The 15,975-nt window shown below is 50.5% G+C and carries 15 protein-coding genes, 1 rRNA gene and 1 riboswitch; of the genes, 14 read left to right on the top strand and 2 right to left on the bottom strand.

The genetic code is table 11. The features are described from left to right. The first annotated feature begins 152 nt into the window (after positions 1-152). Together rrf and WKI47_RS03460 are read left to right on the top strand one after the other, a co-directional pair. Positions 153-269: ribosomal RNA gene (gene rrf, locus WKI47_RS03455) — 5S ribosomal RNA — on the top strand. A gap of 876 nt (positions 270-1,145) precedes the next feature. After that, the gene (locus tag WKI47_RS03460) at positions 1,146-1,544 is read left to right on the top strand and encodes a hypothetical protein (RefSeq protein ID WP_340225801.1); all 399 of its coding nucleotides are present in this window, start codon (positions 1,146-1,148) and stop codon (positions 1,542-1,544) included. A 107-nt stretch (positions 1,545-1,651) separates the two neighbouring features. On the opposite strand, the gene WKI47_RS03465 is transcribed toward WKI47_RS03460, so the two are convergent. After that, on the bottom strand, positions 1,652-2,182 hold the full coding sequence (locus WKI47_RS03465) for a hypothetical protein (RefSeq protein WP_340225802.1): 531 nt from the start codon (positions 2,180-2,182) through the stop codon (positions 1,652-1,654). A 194-nt stretch (positions 2,183-2,376) separates the two neighbouring features. On the opposite strand from WKI47_RS03465, the gene WKI47_RS03470 reads away from it, so the two are divergent. The 9 genes from WKI47_RS03470 to rsmI all read left to right on the top strand — a co-directional run bounded on the left by WKI47_RS03470 (position 2,377) and on the right by rsmI (position 10,340). Next, entirely contained in the window at positions 2,377-3,957 is a 1,581-nt protein-coding gene (locus tag WKI47_RS03470) for an aminotransferase class I/II-fold pyridoxal phosphate-dependent enzyme (RefSeq protein ID WP_340225803.1), read from the top strand. A 58-nt stretch (positions 3,958-4,015) separates the two neighbouring features. Beyond that, on the top strand, positions 4,016-4,657 hold the full coding sequence (gene tmk, locus WKI47_RS03475; RefSeq protein WP_340225804.1) for a dTMP kinase: 642 nt from the start codon (positions 4,016-4,018) through the stop codon (positions 4,655-4,657). Between the two features lie 105 nt (positions 4,658-4,762). Further along, complete coding sequence (locus WKI47_RS03480) at positions 4,763-5,092, top strand: cyclic-di-AMP receptor (RefSeq protein WP_037286068.1); 330 nt, start codon at positions 4,763-4,765, stop codon at positions 5,090-5,092. Between the two features lie 175 nt (positions 5,093-5,267). Continuing rightward, positions 5,268-5,711 (top strand): YaaR family protein, encoded by a 444-nt coding sequence (locus WKI47_RS03485; RefSeq protein ID WP_340225805.1) that lies wholly within the window; start codon positions 5,268-5,270, stop codon positions 5,709-5,711. A gap of 580 nt (positions 5,712-6,291) precedes the next feature. Further along, positions 6,292-7,272 (top strand): DNA polymerase III subunit delta', encoded by a 981-nt coding sequence (gene holB, locus WKI47_RS03490; RefSeq protein WP_340225806.1) that lies wholly within the window; start codon positions 6,292-6,294, stop codon positions 7,270-7,272. Between the two features lie 123 nt (positions 7,273-7,395). Beyond that, positions 7,396-8,196, top strand: a complete 801-nt coding sequence (locus tag WKI47_RS03495; protein WP_340225807.1) for a stage 0 sporulation family protein — start codon at positions 7,396-7,398, stop codon at positions 8,194-8,196. Between the two features lie 32 nt (positions 8,197-8,228). Further along, on the top strand, positions 8,229-8,609 hold the full coding sequence (locus tag WKI47_RS03500) for a DNA replication initiation control protein YabA (RefSeq protein WP_340225808.1): 381 nt from the start codon (positions 8,229-8,231) through the stop codon (positions 8,607-8,609). A 77-nt stretch (positions 8,610-8,686) separates the two neighbouring features. Further along, complete coding sequence (locus WKI47_RS03505) at positions 8,687-9,457, top strand: tRNA1(Val) (adenine(37)-N6)-methyltransferase (RefSeq protein ID WP_340225809.1); 771 nt, start codon at positions 8,687-8,689, stop codon at positions 9,455-9,457. Position 9,458: 1 nt separating this feature from the next. Continuing rightward, the gene (rsmI, locus tag WKI47_RS03510) at positions 9,459-10,340 is read left to right on the top strand and encodes a 16S rRNA (cytidine(1402)-2'-O)-methyltransferase (protein ID WP_340225810.1); all 882 of its coding nucleotides are present in this window, start codon (positions 9,459-9,461) and stop codon (positions 10,338-10,340) included. Between the two features lie 418 nt (positions 10,341-10,758). Here rsmI and WKI47_RS03515 read toward each other — a convergent pair whose 3' ends face one another. Next, on the bottom strand, positions 10,759-11,013 hold the full coding sequence (locus WKI47_RS03515; protein ID WP_037286055.1) for an AbrB/MazE/SpoVT family DNA-binding domain-containing protein: 255 nt from the start codon (positions 11,011-11,013) through the stop codon (positions 10,759-10,761). A gap of 464 nt (positions 11,014-11,477) precedes the next feature. On the opposite strand from WKI47_RS03515, the gene WKI47_RS03520 reads away from it, so the two are divergent. The 3 genes from WKI47_RS03520 (at position 11,478) to WKI47_RS03530 (ending at position 15,882) form a co-directional block, all read left to right on the top strand. Continuing rightward, entirely contained in the window at positions 11,478-12,779 is a 1,302-nt protein-coding gene (locus tag WKI47_RS03520) for an HD domain-containing protein (protein ID WP_340225812.1), read from the top strand. Between the two features lie 98 nt (positions 12,780-12,877). Beyond that, the gene (locus WKI47_RS03525) at positions 12,878-13,645 is read left to right on the top strand and encodes a TatD family hydrolase (RefSeq protein ID WP_340225813.1); all 768 of its coding nucleotides are present in this window, start codon (positions 12,878-12,880) and stop codon (positions 13,643-13,645) included. A 201-nt stretch (positions 13,646-13,846) separates the two neighbouring features. Next, positions 13,847-14,083, top strand: a riboswitch (cyclic di-AMP (ydaO/yuaA leader). Between the two features lie 341 nt (positions 14,084-14,424). Beyond that, the gene (locus WKI47_RS03530; protein ID WP_340225814.1) at positions 14,425-15,882 is read left to right on the top strand and encodes a ubiquitin-like domain-containing protein; all 1,458 of its coding nucleotides are present in this window, start codon (positions 14,425-14,427) and stop codon (positions 15,880-15,882) included. The last annotated feature ends 93 nt before the right edge of the window (positions 15,883-15,975 follow it).

A 15,975-nucleotide genomic window follows, 5' to 3' on the forward strand; every position in this document is an offset into this window, starting at 1 on the left:
AACGTGTGGAGCTGACCAGTACTAATCGGTCGAGGGCTTATCCAACGTTCTCATCAAGAGAACAACTTCGAACAGACGCGAAGGTATCGTTTCGGATCCGGTTTTCAAGGTGCAAACCTTGTTTCGTGGTTGATTCTTTCAACTACAAATGGTTTGGTGGTGATGGCAGAGGGGTTCCACACGTTCCCATCTCGAACACGACCGTTAAGCCCTCTAACGCCGATGGTACTTGGACCGCAGGGTCCTGGGAGAGTAGGAAGCTGCCAAGCCGATCAAGAAGTCTTCTCTTAACGGAGAAGGCTTTTTTTGTTTGAGGAGAAAGACAGGGATGCACGGGGAGGTCGCTTCGGGAGAAGCCTTGTCGCTGCCCTGGTTTGCCTAACGGCAAGCCCAAAGTCGCGCCAAGGCTTCTTCCTACGCTCGGCGTGCTACCCGTCGTTGTGATGTAAGAAAAGAGCGTTTGGTTTGTTTACCAAACGCTATCCAAAAAGAGAAAAAGCCTATTTTTATAGTATGCCATCCTCATGCAAAACCCTTCATCACCAAAATTTTCAATCTATATAGAAAAATAAAATAATAAAAAACCAGGAACTAAGAATCATATAAAATATCCTTCCATTCTTGTTAAATCAGAACAAGTACATCCAGTTCCATCCTCTTTCTTCGCCCATCAATTCCTGTAGCCGGCAAAGCCGCTACCTCTTTCCAGCGGCTAAAATAGAGCCGTATCTTCAAAGAAACTTCGCCCCAATATCTCAAGCATGGAGGGCTTAAGATGCTTTCCACTACCCCCTTGCCTGAAGCGGGAGTCGGTTTCGAACCGGAGCGCCTTTGTGTTTTCCCCTTACCGCTGTAGCATTTATCTAATAAAAGGGCCAAACACAACGAAGCGCAGATCGAAACCGACTCCCGCTCCCTCGGTAACATTTTTGTAACCGTTCTCCAAACCATCCTCGGTATAATGATGAAATGGATTAATCAGCCTTGGTGGCTGCTTGAACCAGGGAAAAAGTCAAAGTCTGCACAACAATCAACTGGTTTTTCTAGGGGACTTTCGGTTTTAAGCAGGGAATTTAGAACCGGGAGAGAAGAACTATATGGGGATTTTATAGAATTGCGCAGAACGATGTAAGGGGGAATTGAATATGAAGCGGAAGGTGATGTCTTTTGCCTTTTGCCTATTCTGCACTTCACTTCTTCTTCTAACGGGATGCTCATCGGAGGAGCCTTCGTCCTGGGCGGTCTACGATGGTGCAACGATTGAAGAAAGTTTTCCCGTGCCTAAAGAAGCAAGTAAAACAGATGTGACAGCCAATAATACGAAAATGAGCTATATACGCTATTCGGTTCCGGGACTCGATAGCCTGGACCAAATTCCGACAGCTTACTTGGATGCGATCAAAGCATGGGGCTGGACCGAGCAAACGGATCAGGAAAACCTCGAAGAACCGAATCCGATCCTCATTTTTTCAAAGGGCGGAACGACGGTGCATTTATCACTGGAAGGTAATTATTTGACGGTGCTGGTCCCGAAAGAAAACTAAGGACGGCAGAGACGGAAAACTTATAGAATGCGAAGTTTAATAAAAAGACCGGTACACCGACGATGAAGTCGGGTCCGGTCTTTCTTTGGTTGTATGAAAAAAAACGATTACTGTACGTAATAGGAGACGTCTTGCGGATTGAGCTTGATCATGACCTCTTTATTTTGGCCTCTCATGCTGAGCAGGATCGAGATCCGCGGAGCCATAAACCAAAAATGCCAGAACAATAGTGCTAAAGTAAACGGCAGCGGCAACCAAGCGACAAGAACTCCGATAAAGACGAATCCGATCCAAAGGCTTTGCAGCAGGACTTGTTGAAGAACGGAGTACCCCATATGCTGATCAGGAAGGAAGCCGAACCAGATGCCGGAGAAGCGCAAACGCCACTTTTTCCGATACATAGGGCCGCGAATAAGCAAGACGGAGTGAGAGACAACAAAATGAATCCAAAGAACAATAAGAAAAGCAGCGGGCATATAGAGAAGTGCGTGCCAGGAGAACAAAAAGGTTCCGACAAGCAGTACAGGAATGGGGACTAGTAAATAAATCAAAAGCAGAAGCTGCGGGATATGAAACTTGCGAATAAGCTGATATTGATAGATCGTGGCGTTGCCGTTCTCGCGCTGTTGCTCCAGCATGTCCGACCTTCCTTCCTGTTCCAGATCAAGCGTTCCCGAAATTGGGAATCAAGCTACTATTATCATAACGCAAACGGGCAGTAATCGGAAGGTTGAAAAGTCATGCTTGCGCTCCGGATATAAAATGTAGTTCAGCGACGGCACTAAATCAGGTACAATAGATAAGTAAAAATGCACGGTACGGGAGGCGCGGCATGAAGGAATCGAATCATAACGACGCTCCGCTTTATACAGAGCTATTGCGTTACGCCGCACGTAAAGAAGCTTCTTTTCATGTGCCTGGTCACAAAGACGGGAACTTTTATCGGGATACAGAAGGAACAGTGCCGTATGGATTTTCAGAGGTGCTGTCTATGGATGCGACAGAGATCGAAGGAACAGACGATCTCCACGATCCGGAAGGCGTTATTCGAGCCGCACAGGAGAAGGCAGCGACTTTTTTCGGGGCAGAGGAGACGTTCTTTTTGGTCGGAGGAAGCACGGTTGGGAATCTGGCGTTGATTCTGACGGTTTGCTCGGAGCCGGGAGATATTCTGATCGTACAGCGCAACGTGCATAAGTCCGTGTTAAACGGGTTGATGTTGGCGGGAGCGCGTGCAGTATTTGTTTCCTCGGAGCATGAAGCATTAAGCGGACTATCGGTGCTTCCGGGAGAAGCTTCGCTGGAGCAGGCATTGGAACGTTATCCGGAGGCCAGAGGAGTGCTGTTGACCCGGCCTAACTATTACGGGATGGGACGCAGCATTCACGAGACATCTGAGCTGTGCCATCGGTATGGGGTTCCTTTGCTGGTGGATGAAGCGCATGGGGCGCATTACGGGTTGCATTCGGCTTTTCCGGCATCGGCGCTTGCAGAAGGAGCGGACGGCGTGGTGCAGTCTACGCATAAAATGCTGGGCGCAATGACGATGGGGGCGATGCTGCATGTACAGGGAGAGCGATTGGATCGCGACCTGTTGCGCAAGCGTCTAGCCATGGTGCAAAGCTCCAGTCCGTCTTATCCGATCATGGCTTCGCTGGATCTGGCGCGTAGCGTGGCCGAGCAGCGAGGAGAAGAAGGCTGGAAAGATGCGCTGGAGGCAGCGGCTTATATTCGTAATGAGCTGGAGCAACTGTCTCGATTCAGCTATATGCGGCCGAGGCAGTTGGATGAGGGCAACGGCGGAACCATCAGCAGCAATGTTGGTCGTCGTTATACGGAGCAGGACCCGCTTAAGATTTCGATCGAGGATGTTACGGGGCTGTTGAGTGGTTACCGGCTTCAGCAGCGTATTGCGGATGCAGGCTGCGTGGCGGAGATGAGCGATGAGCGGCGAACGGTTTTGGCGCTGGGGCCCGGAACGAGCAGGCACGACGCAGTAAGGTTGATTGCAGCGCTTCGGGAATTACAGAAAGAGACTGAGGAAAAAAAGACAGGTATCGCGCTGGAACAGCAGATCCGAGAGCAGTCGCTTTTTGAACAAAACGAAGCTTTTTCTTCGGCATTGTCGATTGCTCGGAATATGAAGCCTACAATCTCGGAGCCTGTGCTGTTCGATTTGCGTCGATCGGCAACGCATGAGAAGGTGTATACGGAGAGTGCGGCGGGACGGATCGCGGCGGAGATGATCGTTCCTTATCCGCCGGGTATCCCTTTGGTGTATGCGGGAGAACGAATCACCGAAGCTACCGTTAACCAGCTGATTACGTTGCGAGAGGCCGGCGCCCGTTTCCAGGGAGCATCGGATGCTTCATTAAAGACGCTGCGGGTACGAAGCATTCATCCGTCAGAATAAAATAAAGAACGATACGATTGAATCTCGGCAGAAAAAAGATAGAAGGCGGTAAACAAACATGGAGCATTCGGGTAAATTTATAGTACTGGAAGGTCCGGACGGTAGCGGGAAAACGACGCAGATCGGCCGGATCGAAACCTATCTTCGCGAGCGTGGAGCGGATTTCATTTCTACGCGCGAGCCAGGTGGCGTACAAGTGGCGGAAAAAATCCGTAGCGTCATCCTGGACGTCGATAACGCGATGAGCGGTCTGACCGAATGTTTGCTCTATGCGGCAGCACGCCGGGAGCATCTGATACAAAAGGTCATTCCAGCGCTGGAGCAGGGAAAAACCGTGATCTGCGATCGGTACGTGATGTCCTCCCTCAGCTATCAGGGCTATGGCCGCGAATTGGGCGAAGCGGTGCTGGATATCAATAAGCGCGCGATTAATGTGAACGGTATCGAGTATTGGCCAAAAATGAACATTTACCTGGATGTAACGCCGGAGGTTGGCCTTCAGCGCATTCATGCGAAACATGCGGGGCGCGAGATCAACCGTTTGGACCTGGAGGCTGAAGATTTTCACCGCCGGGTGCGCGAAGGTTATTTGCAATTGATGGACGAATACGAAGGACAATTTACAATGATCGACGCTTCGCGCAACGAAGACGCTGTTTTTGCCGATATAAAAGGAGTACTGGAAAAGCTTATTTTCTAAGACCGGTTATGCAAGCAGGAATTTGGCTCATTCGCGTCGAATAAAGGACACACGGCTTTTTTTGTCCGTATGGACAATCAGCCAATCGAAAGGGAGGGACCACGGATGAAACTGATTATCGCGATCGTGCAGGATAAAGACAGCAACCGACTGTCGGGCGAACTGGTAAAATCGAATTTCCGGGCAACGAAGCTGGCAAGTACAGGCGGCTTCCTGCGAGCGGGAAATACGACTTTTCTGATTGGTGTGGATGACAGCCAGGTCGAAGCCGTAATGAGCGTGATTCGCAACAGCTGTAAAGTACGCGAGCAACTCGTGACGCCGGTTACGCCAATGAGCGGGACGACAGATTCCTATCTGCCGCTTCCGGTCGAAGTACAAGTTGGCGGCGCGACGGTATTCGTGCTTCCGGTCGACCGTTTCGAGCATTTCTAAGACGCATGCTTCCTGGTCAGGAAGCGTCCAATATGCGCGCTGCCTTGCCGTCCGTCGAAAAATAAGCGAAGTGCACAGCACGACCCATTTTACCGGCGGACAGCCGGCCTGAAGAAGGGTTCGGTCTCCTTAGGGAGACCTCTCGTCTTCACGGATAAAAAGGCAGGGATCAGTGATGAAAATCAATCCGGGCTTTCGCCCTTTAAACAATACGCCGATTACGCCGGAAGCGGGGGTTCGTCCGGTCGAGCAGCGCAGCTTCGCGGATACGATCCGCAATCAGGAAGCGCAAGCGACCCAGGACGAACTCGGACGCCGCATGCAGGAGATCAACAAACAAGGCGACCGCTTGGCACGCTCCATGACGATCCGCGAGCTAAAAGCTTACCGCACGATGGTCAAGCGTTTCCTTGAAGATACCGTGCGCCGCGGTGTCGGCATGAAAGATACCAAAGGCTGGGACCGCCTCGGCCGTACCAAACGCTACAAGCTGATCGACGAGATCGACGGCAAACTGTTGGCGATGGCCGACGAACTGCTCGCCAGCGAAGAAGGCCGAATCGACCTGCTGGAACAATTGGGCGAAGTTCGCGGCCTGCTGATGAACCTGCTGTTCTGATTTTTGCGGCTTTTGATGGAGTGCCGAAAATTGAAAATGATCATTTTCGCACATAACGCCGCTTTGCGGCGTTATTCTGTTCTGTATAGAGCGATATACGTCGTTGATTTTTCCGATAGAAGGTAGAAGGTAGCTTTACGATACTGTTCGGATTTGCTGTGCAGCTCGGATTTTCTATTGAGTTCGGCTTTGCTAGCCGATTGTTGATCTTTTGCACACATTTCCCGTATTTTGGCTGTCATTCTCAAAAAATGCTGACGAAACATCAACAAATTTTAGGATTCGCGCTTATTTCGGCACAAATCGAATCGAAATATTGACCTATCGTCATGATTTTCCGCAAAAGCAGCAAATCAGTCTTCAAATGTTGACTTTTTGATTAGATTTTCAGTCCCTTTCCCCACATACCCAGCGAGCCGTGTTCGAAAGAGCGACTTTCGGCTTTCCGAAGGAAAACGAGTACTCTGTACCCGATGAAGGTAAGATTACACTCGGGCGAGCGTAAACCTACTATTTGAGGGGGTAGAGAGTACGGGCCCAAGCGATTTCGAACACGGCGAGCGCCTTAAGGAGCACATTCATGTCTTTACAAACGATCAGCGGCCAGGAAACAGCCAAGCGATTGCTCGGCAGTAGCCTGCGCAGCGAACGGATCTCGCACGCCTACCTATTTAGTGGCCCTGGCGGCGGCGCACGTCGCAAAGCGGCAGACGCGTTCGCCAAAGCGCTATTGTGCGAACGTGGCACGGAGCTGGGCGACGCCTGCGGCGAATGCTTGAGCTGCCGCAAGGTCGAACACGGGAACCATCCCGATTTGCAGGCCATCGGACCGGACGGCGCATCGATCAAGATCGAACAGATCCGCGAACTGCAAAAGATGTTCTCTTATCGCTCGGGTTCCAGCGGCCGCAAAGTGTATATCATCGACGAAGCCGATAAAATGACGGTGCAGGCTTCGAATAGTCTGCTCAAATTTTTGGAAGAACCGCCGGCTCCGGCCGTCGCGATCCTTTTGTCGGAGAATGCCCAGACGCTGCTGCCGACTATCCGCTCGCGCGTACAGCTCGTTCCTTTTACCGCAATGGGAGCCGAATACATTCTAAGCGAGTTAGCCGTGGAAGGTCTGGCGACTCCGGCCGCGCGCTGCGCCGCCCAGTTCACGCCCGGACCGGAAGAATGCAAAGCGCTTGCGGCAGAGAATTGGTTTGCAGAAATAAGAAATGTAGTGATACAATTAGGGAAGGAGTCGATCGGCCGAAGCGGGGCAAGCCTCGTCACCGCCCAACAGCAAGTTTTCAAGGCGGGACTCGGCGAGCACCTCGACAGCTTGTTCGATCTTTTCCATTTGTGGTTTAGAGATATGATTTACGTTCTTTCCGAACGGCGCGAGCACATCGTTTTCATAGATCAGTTGGAGTTTATCTCCCAAGTGGCAGGTTCCCGCAGTGCGGAATATTGGATATCGTGCATGTCCATTGCCGCAGAGAGCAAAAAGAAGCTCAAATCCAACATGAACACACAGCTTTGTCTTGAGCAGTTTTTGGTAAGGCTCGGCCCTTGACCGGGCGCGTTCCGGGAAAAGGAACCGTCAACGCGTTCATTTGGCCGGGGCAGCCGGGACGTTAAGCATGAGGTCGGGTGGCAAGGACCTAACGTTTTGAATGCGCGCAAGGGAGGTTTAGCTTTGTACAGTGTAGTCGGAGTCCGTTTCAAAAAAGCGGGCAAAGTATATTATTTCGATCCCTTGGAGTTTCCGATCGAGCAGGAACAGTGCGTGATTGTGGAAACGGCTCGGGGGGTCGAGTACGGCAAGGTCGTTGTAGGCAAAAAGCAAGTGCAGGAGAGCGACGTCGTGCTTCCGCTCAAGCGGGTTATTCGGATCGCTGGCGACACGGATGCGCGCGTGGTCGAGGAGAACAAGGATGCAGCCCGTAAGGCGTTTGCAACCTGTTTGAATAAAATCAAGGATCACGGGTTGAAAATGAAGCTGGTGGACGTGGAATACACGTTTGACCGTAACAAGATCATTTTCTACTTCACGGCTGAAGGCCGGGTCGATTTCCGTGAACTGGTCAAAGATCTGGCCAGCATCTTCCGGACGCGTATCGAGCTTCGGCAGATTGGCGTTCGGGACGAAGCGAAGATGCTGGGAGGAATCGGACCATGCGGACGGGTGCTGTGCTGCTCGTCGTGGCTGGGCGATTTTGAACCGGTATCGATCAAGATGGCAAAGGATCAGAATCTATCGCTCAATCCGACGAAGATTTCCGGACTTTGCGGCAGATTGATGTGTTGCCTGAAGTTCGAGCATGACAATTACGAGAGCTCGAAGGAAGAACTTCCGGCTGTCGGCAAGATGGTCGTTACGTCGCTCGGTGAAGGCAAAGTTGTCGGACTCAGTGCCGGCAAGCGAATGGTGCATGTTCAGTTGTTCGAGATCGGCAAGGTCAAGGAATTAGCCATGGACGACATCGTCGTCAAGTAAGTCAATCGGAACCGCTCTGGGGTGGAGTTTACTTGGAGAAGAAAAATGTTTTCGCGCAAATACACGAGATGGAAACGCAAGTGGAAAGCTTCAAAGATGAACTCGGCACAATCAAGCAGGCGGTCAAAGAGCTGATGGAGGATAACCACCGGCTTATTACGGAAAACGAACGTCTGCGAGAGATTTTGAAAAGGGAAGTCCAGGTAGAATCGGTCTCAGGCGCTCGCAGTGAACCGTTCAACGTCCTCAGCGAACCGAAAAGGAAAGATGAGGAATCGAGCGACACGGTCGGCGAAGGATACGATAATTTGGCCCGTTTGTATCACGAAGGATTCCATATCTGCAACGTGTACTACGGCCATTTGCGCACGGAAGGCGACTGCTTGTTCTGCCTGTCTTTTTTGAATAAATAATTCGGTCAACGAACCAGTCTGAGAGCCGCGGCGTTTTTTGCCTGCGGCTTTTTTTTGAAAGAGGAGCGTTTAGAATAATGGTAGAAAAATCGTTAAACGAAGTCCCGCTGTATGAGGGGGAACGTGTGGACGACCTGCTCACGCAAAATCTGCATATCATCCAAAGCCCGGAAGTATTCAGCTTTTCGATGGATGCCGTTCTGTTGGGACGTTTTGCTTCCGTACCCGCGCGTGGACGCGTACTCGATCTATGTACGGGGAACGGCGTGATTCCGCTACTCTTATCCACCCGGACGAAGGCTACGATCGAAGGCGTGGAAATTCAGGAGCGTCTTGCCGGGATGGCAGAGCGCAGTATTGCGATGAACAATCTGCAAGACCGGATCATGATCCACCATGCCGACTTAAAAGGATTTCACGAAACGGCGGGACACGGCATGTATGATGCGGTCACCGTGAATCCTCCATATGCCGCGCTGACCGGAAGCGATATCAAAGCCAATATGCACGAAGCGATTGCCCGCCACGAGATCCATTGTACGCTGGAAGACGTGGTGCAGGCCTGTGGCAAGCTGGTCAAACAAGGCGGCAAAGTGTCGATGGTGCATCGCCCGCATCGGTTAGCCGATATTTTGACGCTCATGCGCAAATACCGGATCGAACCGAAGCGTGTCCGCTTCGTCCATCCGCGAGCGGGCATGGAAGCGAATATGGTACTGGTCGAAGGGCTGAGAGACGGCAAGCCGGAGATGAGAATCATGCCGCCGCTGATCGTGTACAACGAGCAGGGCGAATATTGTGAAGAAATCATGACGATTTATTACGGGAAACCGGGAGGAGAAGCCTAAGATGCAGGTGCAAAAAAGCTTCGAACCGAACGCGAACGGCGCTGGCACGCTGTATCTGGTAGCGACGCCGATCGGCAATCTGGAAGATATGACGTATCGGGCGATCCGTACGTTGCGGGAATGCGAGCTGATTGCGGCTGAGGATACCCGGCAGACGCGCAAGCTGTTGACGCATTTTGAGATCGTGCCGCAAAAACTGTTCAGTTACCATGAGCATAATAAGGCTGCCAGCGGCCCTGAACTGATACGCTATATAATAGAAGGAAAAAATCTGGCGATCGTCAGCGATGCCGGTTTGCCGGCTGTTTCCGACCCTGGATCGGACCTTGTCAAACTCGCTATAGAAGCCGGAATCGCGGTCGTTCCGGTGCCGGGCGCCAACGCTGCATTGTCTGCTTTGATCGTCTCGGGATTGTCGACGGAACGATTTACGTTTGCCGGATTTCTGCCCCGCGAAAATAAGGACCGTCGGATCGCTTTGGAGTCGCTCGGGCAGCTCGAAGGCACTTTGCTGTTCTACGAATCGCCGCATCGGGTCGCGAAAACGGTCGAAGCGATGCTGGAAGCCTGGGGGCCAAGAAATGCGGTGCTGGCACGGGAACTGACAAAGCGGCATGAAGAGGTGGCACGGGGGACGCTGGAAGAGCTGTTGGCGCTGCTGAACGAACATCCGCCGCTCGGCGAATATTGTATCGCCGTAGAAGGGGAAAGCCGGGAGCAGGCACAAGAACGCAAAGATTCCTGGTGGCAGGAGTTGGAGTTGGCGGAGCATGTGAATCATTATGAAGAGCAGGAAAGCCTGTCGCGTAAGGATGCGATGAAAAAGGTAGCTGCAGATCGCGGACTGTCGAAGCGTGATGTGTACAATGCGCTGTTGGATTAGGAACAAGGCATAAAAAGATAAAGGCATGCAAACATAAAAAGAACCTCCAGACGCCGATGCCGGACGTTTGGAGGTGCAAGGAGATATAAAAAAGGTTAGAATTAACATCGTTAAGACTTCTTCGATCCCCGATTGGACCGATTTTTCTGTCAGTCTTTTCATTATAACGGAAACGACTGATTTTGTGTAACAGAATTGGAACTATTGTGGAAGATGGCGAATAGACGGATTGGGTGAAGGGGTTAAGAGCTTAAGAGCATTAAAGCTTAAGAGTATTAAAGATTGATGGTACAGATCCAAAATAAAATGATTGGAGCGTTCATTTTGTTTTGGATCTGGTGTTGCGAAGTGATCGGAGTAAAATAAACTCCGCTTACTTCGCAACTGGATTGCAAAAGAATACGATATATTTATCGTCTTATTTTGCAATTGGAGCAGGGATTTCCGAGACGCAGTCGTAGCAAACGATCTTGCCTTTGAAATAAGTCACGTTATCTGCATTGCCGCAGAAGATACAAGCAGGCTCGTATTTTTTCAACATAATACGCTCGCCATCGACATAAATTTCCAACGCATCCTTCTCGCCGATACCCAGCGTACGGCGAAGTTCGATCGGGATTACAACGCGGCCCAGTTCATCTACTTTTCTTACAATACCCGTTGATTTCATCATCATATATTGCCTCCCAAAGTATGAATTTAAAAAGGTTAGCAGTTGTACATGTTAATGGCGAAACTGACCATTTATACAACCAGTGTCATTATTCGACATTGTTCTAGCTTTTATGCTCCTCATAATAACAATGTTTCCCAGAACAGTCAACCCAAGAAGGCTGAAGATTTCCTTAAATTTTGATAAAAAATGAAATGTGACCGAAATTTGTCTATAAAATCAACGGGATATATTTCATATCTTCGATGAAAAGAGATAAAAACGTTTGGAAATGGCATGAATACCTGGTGCGACAAAATTCGATATTCTAGTAGCTTGTCTTGCTTTAATCCGGGGTTTGCGCTTGCCTGAAACGTGCAAGGTATCGGTACGTTTCAGGCAAGCGTAACCCTGCATTTATTCAAGACAAGTATTCAAGACAAGCTACAAATAATCTTAATAGTCCAAATCAAAGGAGTGAAAATATGCCGAACTATATCAAGCCATTGCGCGAGGAGAAAGTATTTAAAGACCCCGTACATAATTATGTGCACGTACAGGATCGAACGATCTGGTCTTTGATCAATACGGCCGAATTCCAGCGTTTGCGCCGTATTCGGCAGTTGGGCACGACGTACCTCACTTTCCACGGGGCGGAGCACAGCCGCTTTTCCCATTCACTCGGCGTATATGAGATCACCCGGCGTATCATTTCCCAATTCGAGCGCAACAATTATCCGGACTGGCCGGTCGAAGAAAATATGGTTGCGATGTGCGCAGCGCTGCTGCATGACTTGGGACATGGTCCTTTTTCCCACTCGATCGAAGAAGCTTTCCATATGGACCATGAAGACTGGACCTGCAAAATCATTTTGGGCGATACCGACGTGAACCGCGTACTGCGGGAAGTGTCGGAAGACCTGCCGGAAAAAGTCGCAGCGGTCATCCGCAAGGACTACGAACAGGAAATTGTCGTGAATCTGATTACCAGCCCGCTCGATGCGGACCGTATGGATTATCTGCTTAGAGATGCTTACTTTACCGGCGTCAATTACGGCACGATCGACATCGATCGGATTCTTCGCATGCTGCGCCCGTATAATGGAAGAATCGTGGTGAAAGAGTCCGGGATGCACGCTGTCGAAGATTATCTGATGTCCCGTTACCAGATGTACTGGCAGGTCTATTTCCATCCGGTTACGCGAAGCTCGGAAATCATTTTGAGACAAATTTTCAGGCGGGCAGGCGAGCTGTATAAAGAAGGCTACGATTTTGCTTTTTTGCCACAGCCGCTTCCGGGATTATTCACCAACGAACTTACGGTAAAAGAGTATCTGAAGCTCGATGAATCGCTGATCCAAACGACGTTTATGCAGTGGAGCGACGAGCAGGATTCCATTCTTAGCGAGCTTTGTTGCCGATTCCTGCATCGTAGGCTGTATAAATATGTAGAGGTCGATTCGATCCATCCGGAGACGGTGGACAAGATTCGAAGCAGCTTCGAAAAGGTCGGCCTGAACCCGGAATATGATTTTGAGATCGACTTTCCGACGGACCTTCCGTACGATGTTTTTTTGCCGAATAGCACGAAACGCGGGAATCAAATTTTGCTGCTAACCAAACAGGATAAATTGAGAGAAATTTCCGAAGTTTCCGATATCGTAAGATCCATCACCGGCTTGCATCGAGGAAAATACCATCTCTATTATCCGCATCATAAATTGGCCGAGGTTTTTTCGCGTCTGCCGCAGGAAATTGCTTCGATTTTCCCGATTTCGGCCGATTAAACGGATTTAAAGGCTGTTTTTTGCAAAATGAAAAAGATTGAAAACAAGCTGGCAGCCATCGCTTGGTTGCCGGTTTTTTTTGAAAAGGAGCTGAACGCATGTTATTTGATACTCATACTCATATGGATGCACCGGAATTCGAAGAGGATCGGGACGCAGCGATGGCTCGTGCCGTTGAAGCGGGAGTTAGTCGACTGGTGAATATCGGGTTTAATCGCGAAACGATTCCGACGACGTTGGCATTGGCGGAAAAGTACGATTTCGTCTATGCGGCGATCGGATGGCACCCTGTGGATGCGATCGATATGCAAGAAGGCGACCTGGAATGGATCGAATCGCTGTGCAGTCACGAGAAAGTGGTCGCCATCGGCGAGATCGGACTTGACTACCACTGGGATAAATCGCCGAAAGACGTACAGCATCGCGTTCTTCGCGAACAAATCGCGTTAGCGAAACGGGTCAAGCTGCCGATCGTGATCCATAACCGCGAAGCGCATGAAGACACGATCCGGATTTTGAAAGAGGAAAACGCTTCTGAGGTCGGTGGGATCATGCACGCGTTCTCCGGAAGTTGGGAAACGGCGAAAATCTGTCTCGATCTGGGCTTCCATCTCTCCTTCGGCGGACCGGTCACTTTTAAAAACGCGAAGCAGCCAAAAGAGGTCCTGGAAAAGACGCCGATGGACCGCCTGCTGATCGAAACGGATGCTCCTTATTTGACTCCGCATCCGTATCGGGGAAAACGAAATGAAACGGCTTATGTGCGTCTCGTCGCCGAGATGGCCGCTCAGCTAAAAGGGATTTCTCTGGAAGAAATTGCCGAACAGACGATGAAAAACGCAAACAAGCTTTTTGGTATCAGCTAAGAAAGAGAGCAAATCGGCCGAAAAAGGGAGTATTTACGAGAAATTAATCTCTTTGCCCGAAAAAAGGAGAGAATGTTACAAAGTTTTAACCTTTTAATCGGGTAAACGTGAAATTGCGCCGCTTTACAAACCTGTCCGAAAAAAGCTATTATCTTGTCAGTGATTAATCCGGCCGTATGTTCGGTTAATCCGACAAATTCATGTACCGTCTCGCTGAATCTTCGTCATACATAACGGAGAACGGGGGAACCCGAAGCGGTCTGCTTGCCTCAAACCCGAAACTTAAGTTGCGGAAAAAGCAGCCGTGGTCGATTCCTTTTCCACTGGGTCTACGGGGTGAATTGGAGATCTTCTCGCCATGAGCGGAAGAATCGCCATAGGACGACTCTCTTCGTCCGAACCCGACAGCTAACCTCGTAAGCGCAATAATAAGAGAGAGGCAGCCACGCGCCTTATGTTTTCCTCAGATCGTCAACTTGTCGATTTTTTAAGAGGGAAGCCCGCGGAAGAGACCTCTTAAGATTCCTTAAGTCCTCTTTCCACAGGCTTCTTTTGTTTTACGGCAGGTTTGCTTCGAGGAATGGCGTACATAAGCGCAAGGTCGGTTCGACCCGATCGGGCTGGGCTTTTAGAACGGGATGAACGTAGAGACGGCGCAACCGGCATGTCCGGGAAAACACGATTCTTGTGCTGCGCGTTTTTACGAAAAAATAGCAAGTAGTCACGTCAATCTTTTCATGTACGTACTTGACGGCGGGGCTATGGAGGAGGACGGAAGAGTGGGCATTTTCACCAAAGAAGACACCCATGGTTCACGATCATCCAGCATGACTTACGCTTTGCGTTGGAAGCGCCAGAACGGGCTCCAAATTTTGGGTGTCGCATTATTCGTCGTCGCGGTCGTGACGATGGTGCTCCTCGGGTTGTATGCGCAGGCCGAGAAGCAGATCGTGCTGATCGTAGACGGGAAAGAACAAACGCTGACCACGCACAAGGGCAGCTTCCAGGAACTTCTGGACGAGCATTCGCTCAGCTTCAAACCGCAGGACGATGTGTCTAAGTCGCTTGGCGCTTCGATTCAGGATGGCGACCGCATTGCGATCACAACGGCATTGCCGGTCACTCTGACAGTCGACGGCAAAAGCGAACAGCGGTACACAACCGCGAAAACGATCGCAGCTGCGCTTGAAGGCTGGAACGTGGAGCTTGGACAGTTCGACAAAATTTCGGTACCCGTTAGCTCCGCCGTGCAAAATGGCGGTAAGGTCGAAATCACTTCGGCTGTTCCTGTAACCTTGTCGGTCGACGGCAAAAGCAAAAAAGCCTACACGGCGGAATCGACCGTAGCTGCTGCACTTGCGGGTTGGGACATCGAGTTCGGCGCGCATGACAAAATTTCGGTGCCTCTGAGTTCGGCAGTCGAAGCAGACAGCAACATCGAAATCGCGACCGCGATTCCGGTTAACCTGAAAGTAGGCGGCGAAAGCACTGCAACCTACACGACGGCCAGAACGGTAGAGGCTATTTTGGCAGACAAAGGCATCACCGTCGGAGATAGCGACAAAGTGTATCCGGGCGTATCGACGCCTCTGACCGAGAACATGGATATTTCCGTATACCGGATTAACAAGTTCACGGCCGACGTCGAAGTGAAAGTGCCTTATAGCACGACGGAAAAAGAAGATTCGACTCTGCTCAAAGGGAAAACCAAAACGATCCAAGCCGGCGTCGAAGGCGTTGTGGTTCAAACGGTCGAAAAGGTCTACCAAGACGGAGAGTTCGTAACGAAGTATGTCGTGGACAAAAAAGTGAAAACCGAAAAGCAGGATGAGATTATCGCGATCGGAACGAAAGAACCGGTTGTCGAGAAGACGTTCGCCACGGCTGCGGCCGCGAACGATTCGTCTTCGTCGAAATCCGCCAAAGGTTTCGAATATAAGACTGTACTGACTGGAGTGGCCGCAACCGCTTATTCTTCGGAACAACCGGGAATCGGCACCCGTACCGCAACAGGCACAACCGTAGCAGAAGGGCGTACGATCGCTGTCGATCCGAACGTGATTCCGCTCGGATGGTGGGTCTACATCGAAGGTTACGGTTACCGCAAAGCGGAAGATACAGGCAGTGCGATCAAAGGCAAAAAGATCGACATGTATTACGACAGCCTGAACGCGGCGCTGAACTTTGGCCGTAAATCCGGTCTGACGATTTACGTGATTGGACCCAATAAGCCGTAATACGGCGGGTGAGTGAAGAATCCGGCAGTCCTTACGAGGGCTGCCGGATTCTTTTCGTCAAAGCGGTCGTTTACGCTAGAGGCTCGGAAGTGG

This window comes from Saccharibacillus sacchari, from assembly GCF_037722395.1.
Lineage (GTDB): Bacteria > Bacillota > Bacilli > Paenibacillales > Paenibacillaceae > Saccharibacillus > Saccharibacillus sacchari_A.

Coding starts and splice junctions, on each gene's coding strand:
- rsmI (WP_340225810.1), top strand. CDS start 9,459: ATGCAGGTGCAAAAAAGCTTCGAACCGAACGCGAACGGCGCTGGCACG.
- WKI47_RS03485 (WP_340225805.1), top strand. CDS start 5,268: ATGAAAATCAATCCGGGCTTTCGCCCTTTAAACAATACGCCGATTACG.
- WKI47_RS03480 (WP_037286068.1), top strand. CDS start 4,763: ATGAAACTGATTATCGCGATCGTGCAGGATAAAGACAGCAACCGACTG.
- holB (WP_340225806.1), top strand. CDS start 6,292: ATGTCTTTACAAACGATCAGCGGCCAGGAAACAGCCAAGCGATTGCTC.
- tmk (WP_340225804.1), top strand. CDS start 4,016: ATGGAGCATTCGGGTAAATTTATAGTACTGGAAGGTCCGGACGGTAGC.
- WKI47_RS03470 (WP_340225803.1), top strand. CDS start 2,377: ATGAAGGAATCGAATCATAACGACGCTCCGCTTTATACAGAGCTATTG.
- WKI47_RS03525 (WP_340225813.1), top strand. CDS start 12,878: ATGTTATTTGATACTCATACTCATATGGATGCACCGGAATTCGAAGAG.
- WKI47_RS03515 (WP_037286055.1), bottom strand. CDS start 11,013: ATGATGAAATCAACGGGTATTGTAAGAAAAGTAGATGAACTGGGCCGC.
- WKI47_RS03505 (WP_340225809.1), top strand. CDS start 8,687: ATGGTAGAAAAATCGTTAAACGAAGTCCCGCTGTATGAGGGGGAACGT.
- WKI47_RS03520 (WP_340225812.1), top strand. CDS start 11,478: ATGCCGAACTATATCAAGCCATTGCGCGAGGAGAAAGTATTTAAAGAC.
- WKI47_RS03465 (WP_340225802.1), bottom strand. CDS start 2,182: ATGCTGGAGCAACAGCGCGAGAACGGCAACGCCACGATCTATCAATAT.
- WKI47_RS03460 (WP_340225801.1), top strand. CDS start 1,146: ATGAAGCGGAAGGTGATGTCTTTTGCCTTTTGCCTATTCTGCACTTCA.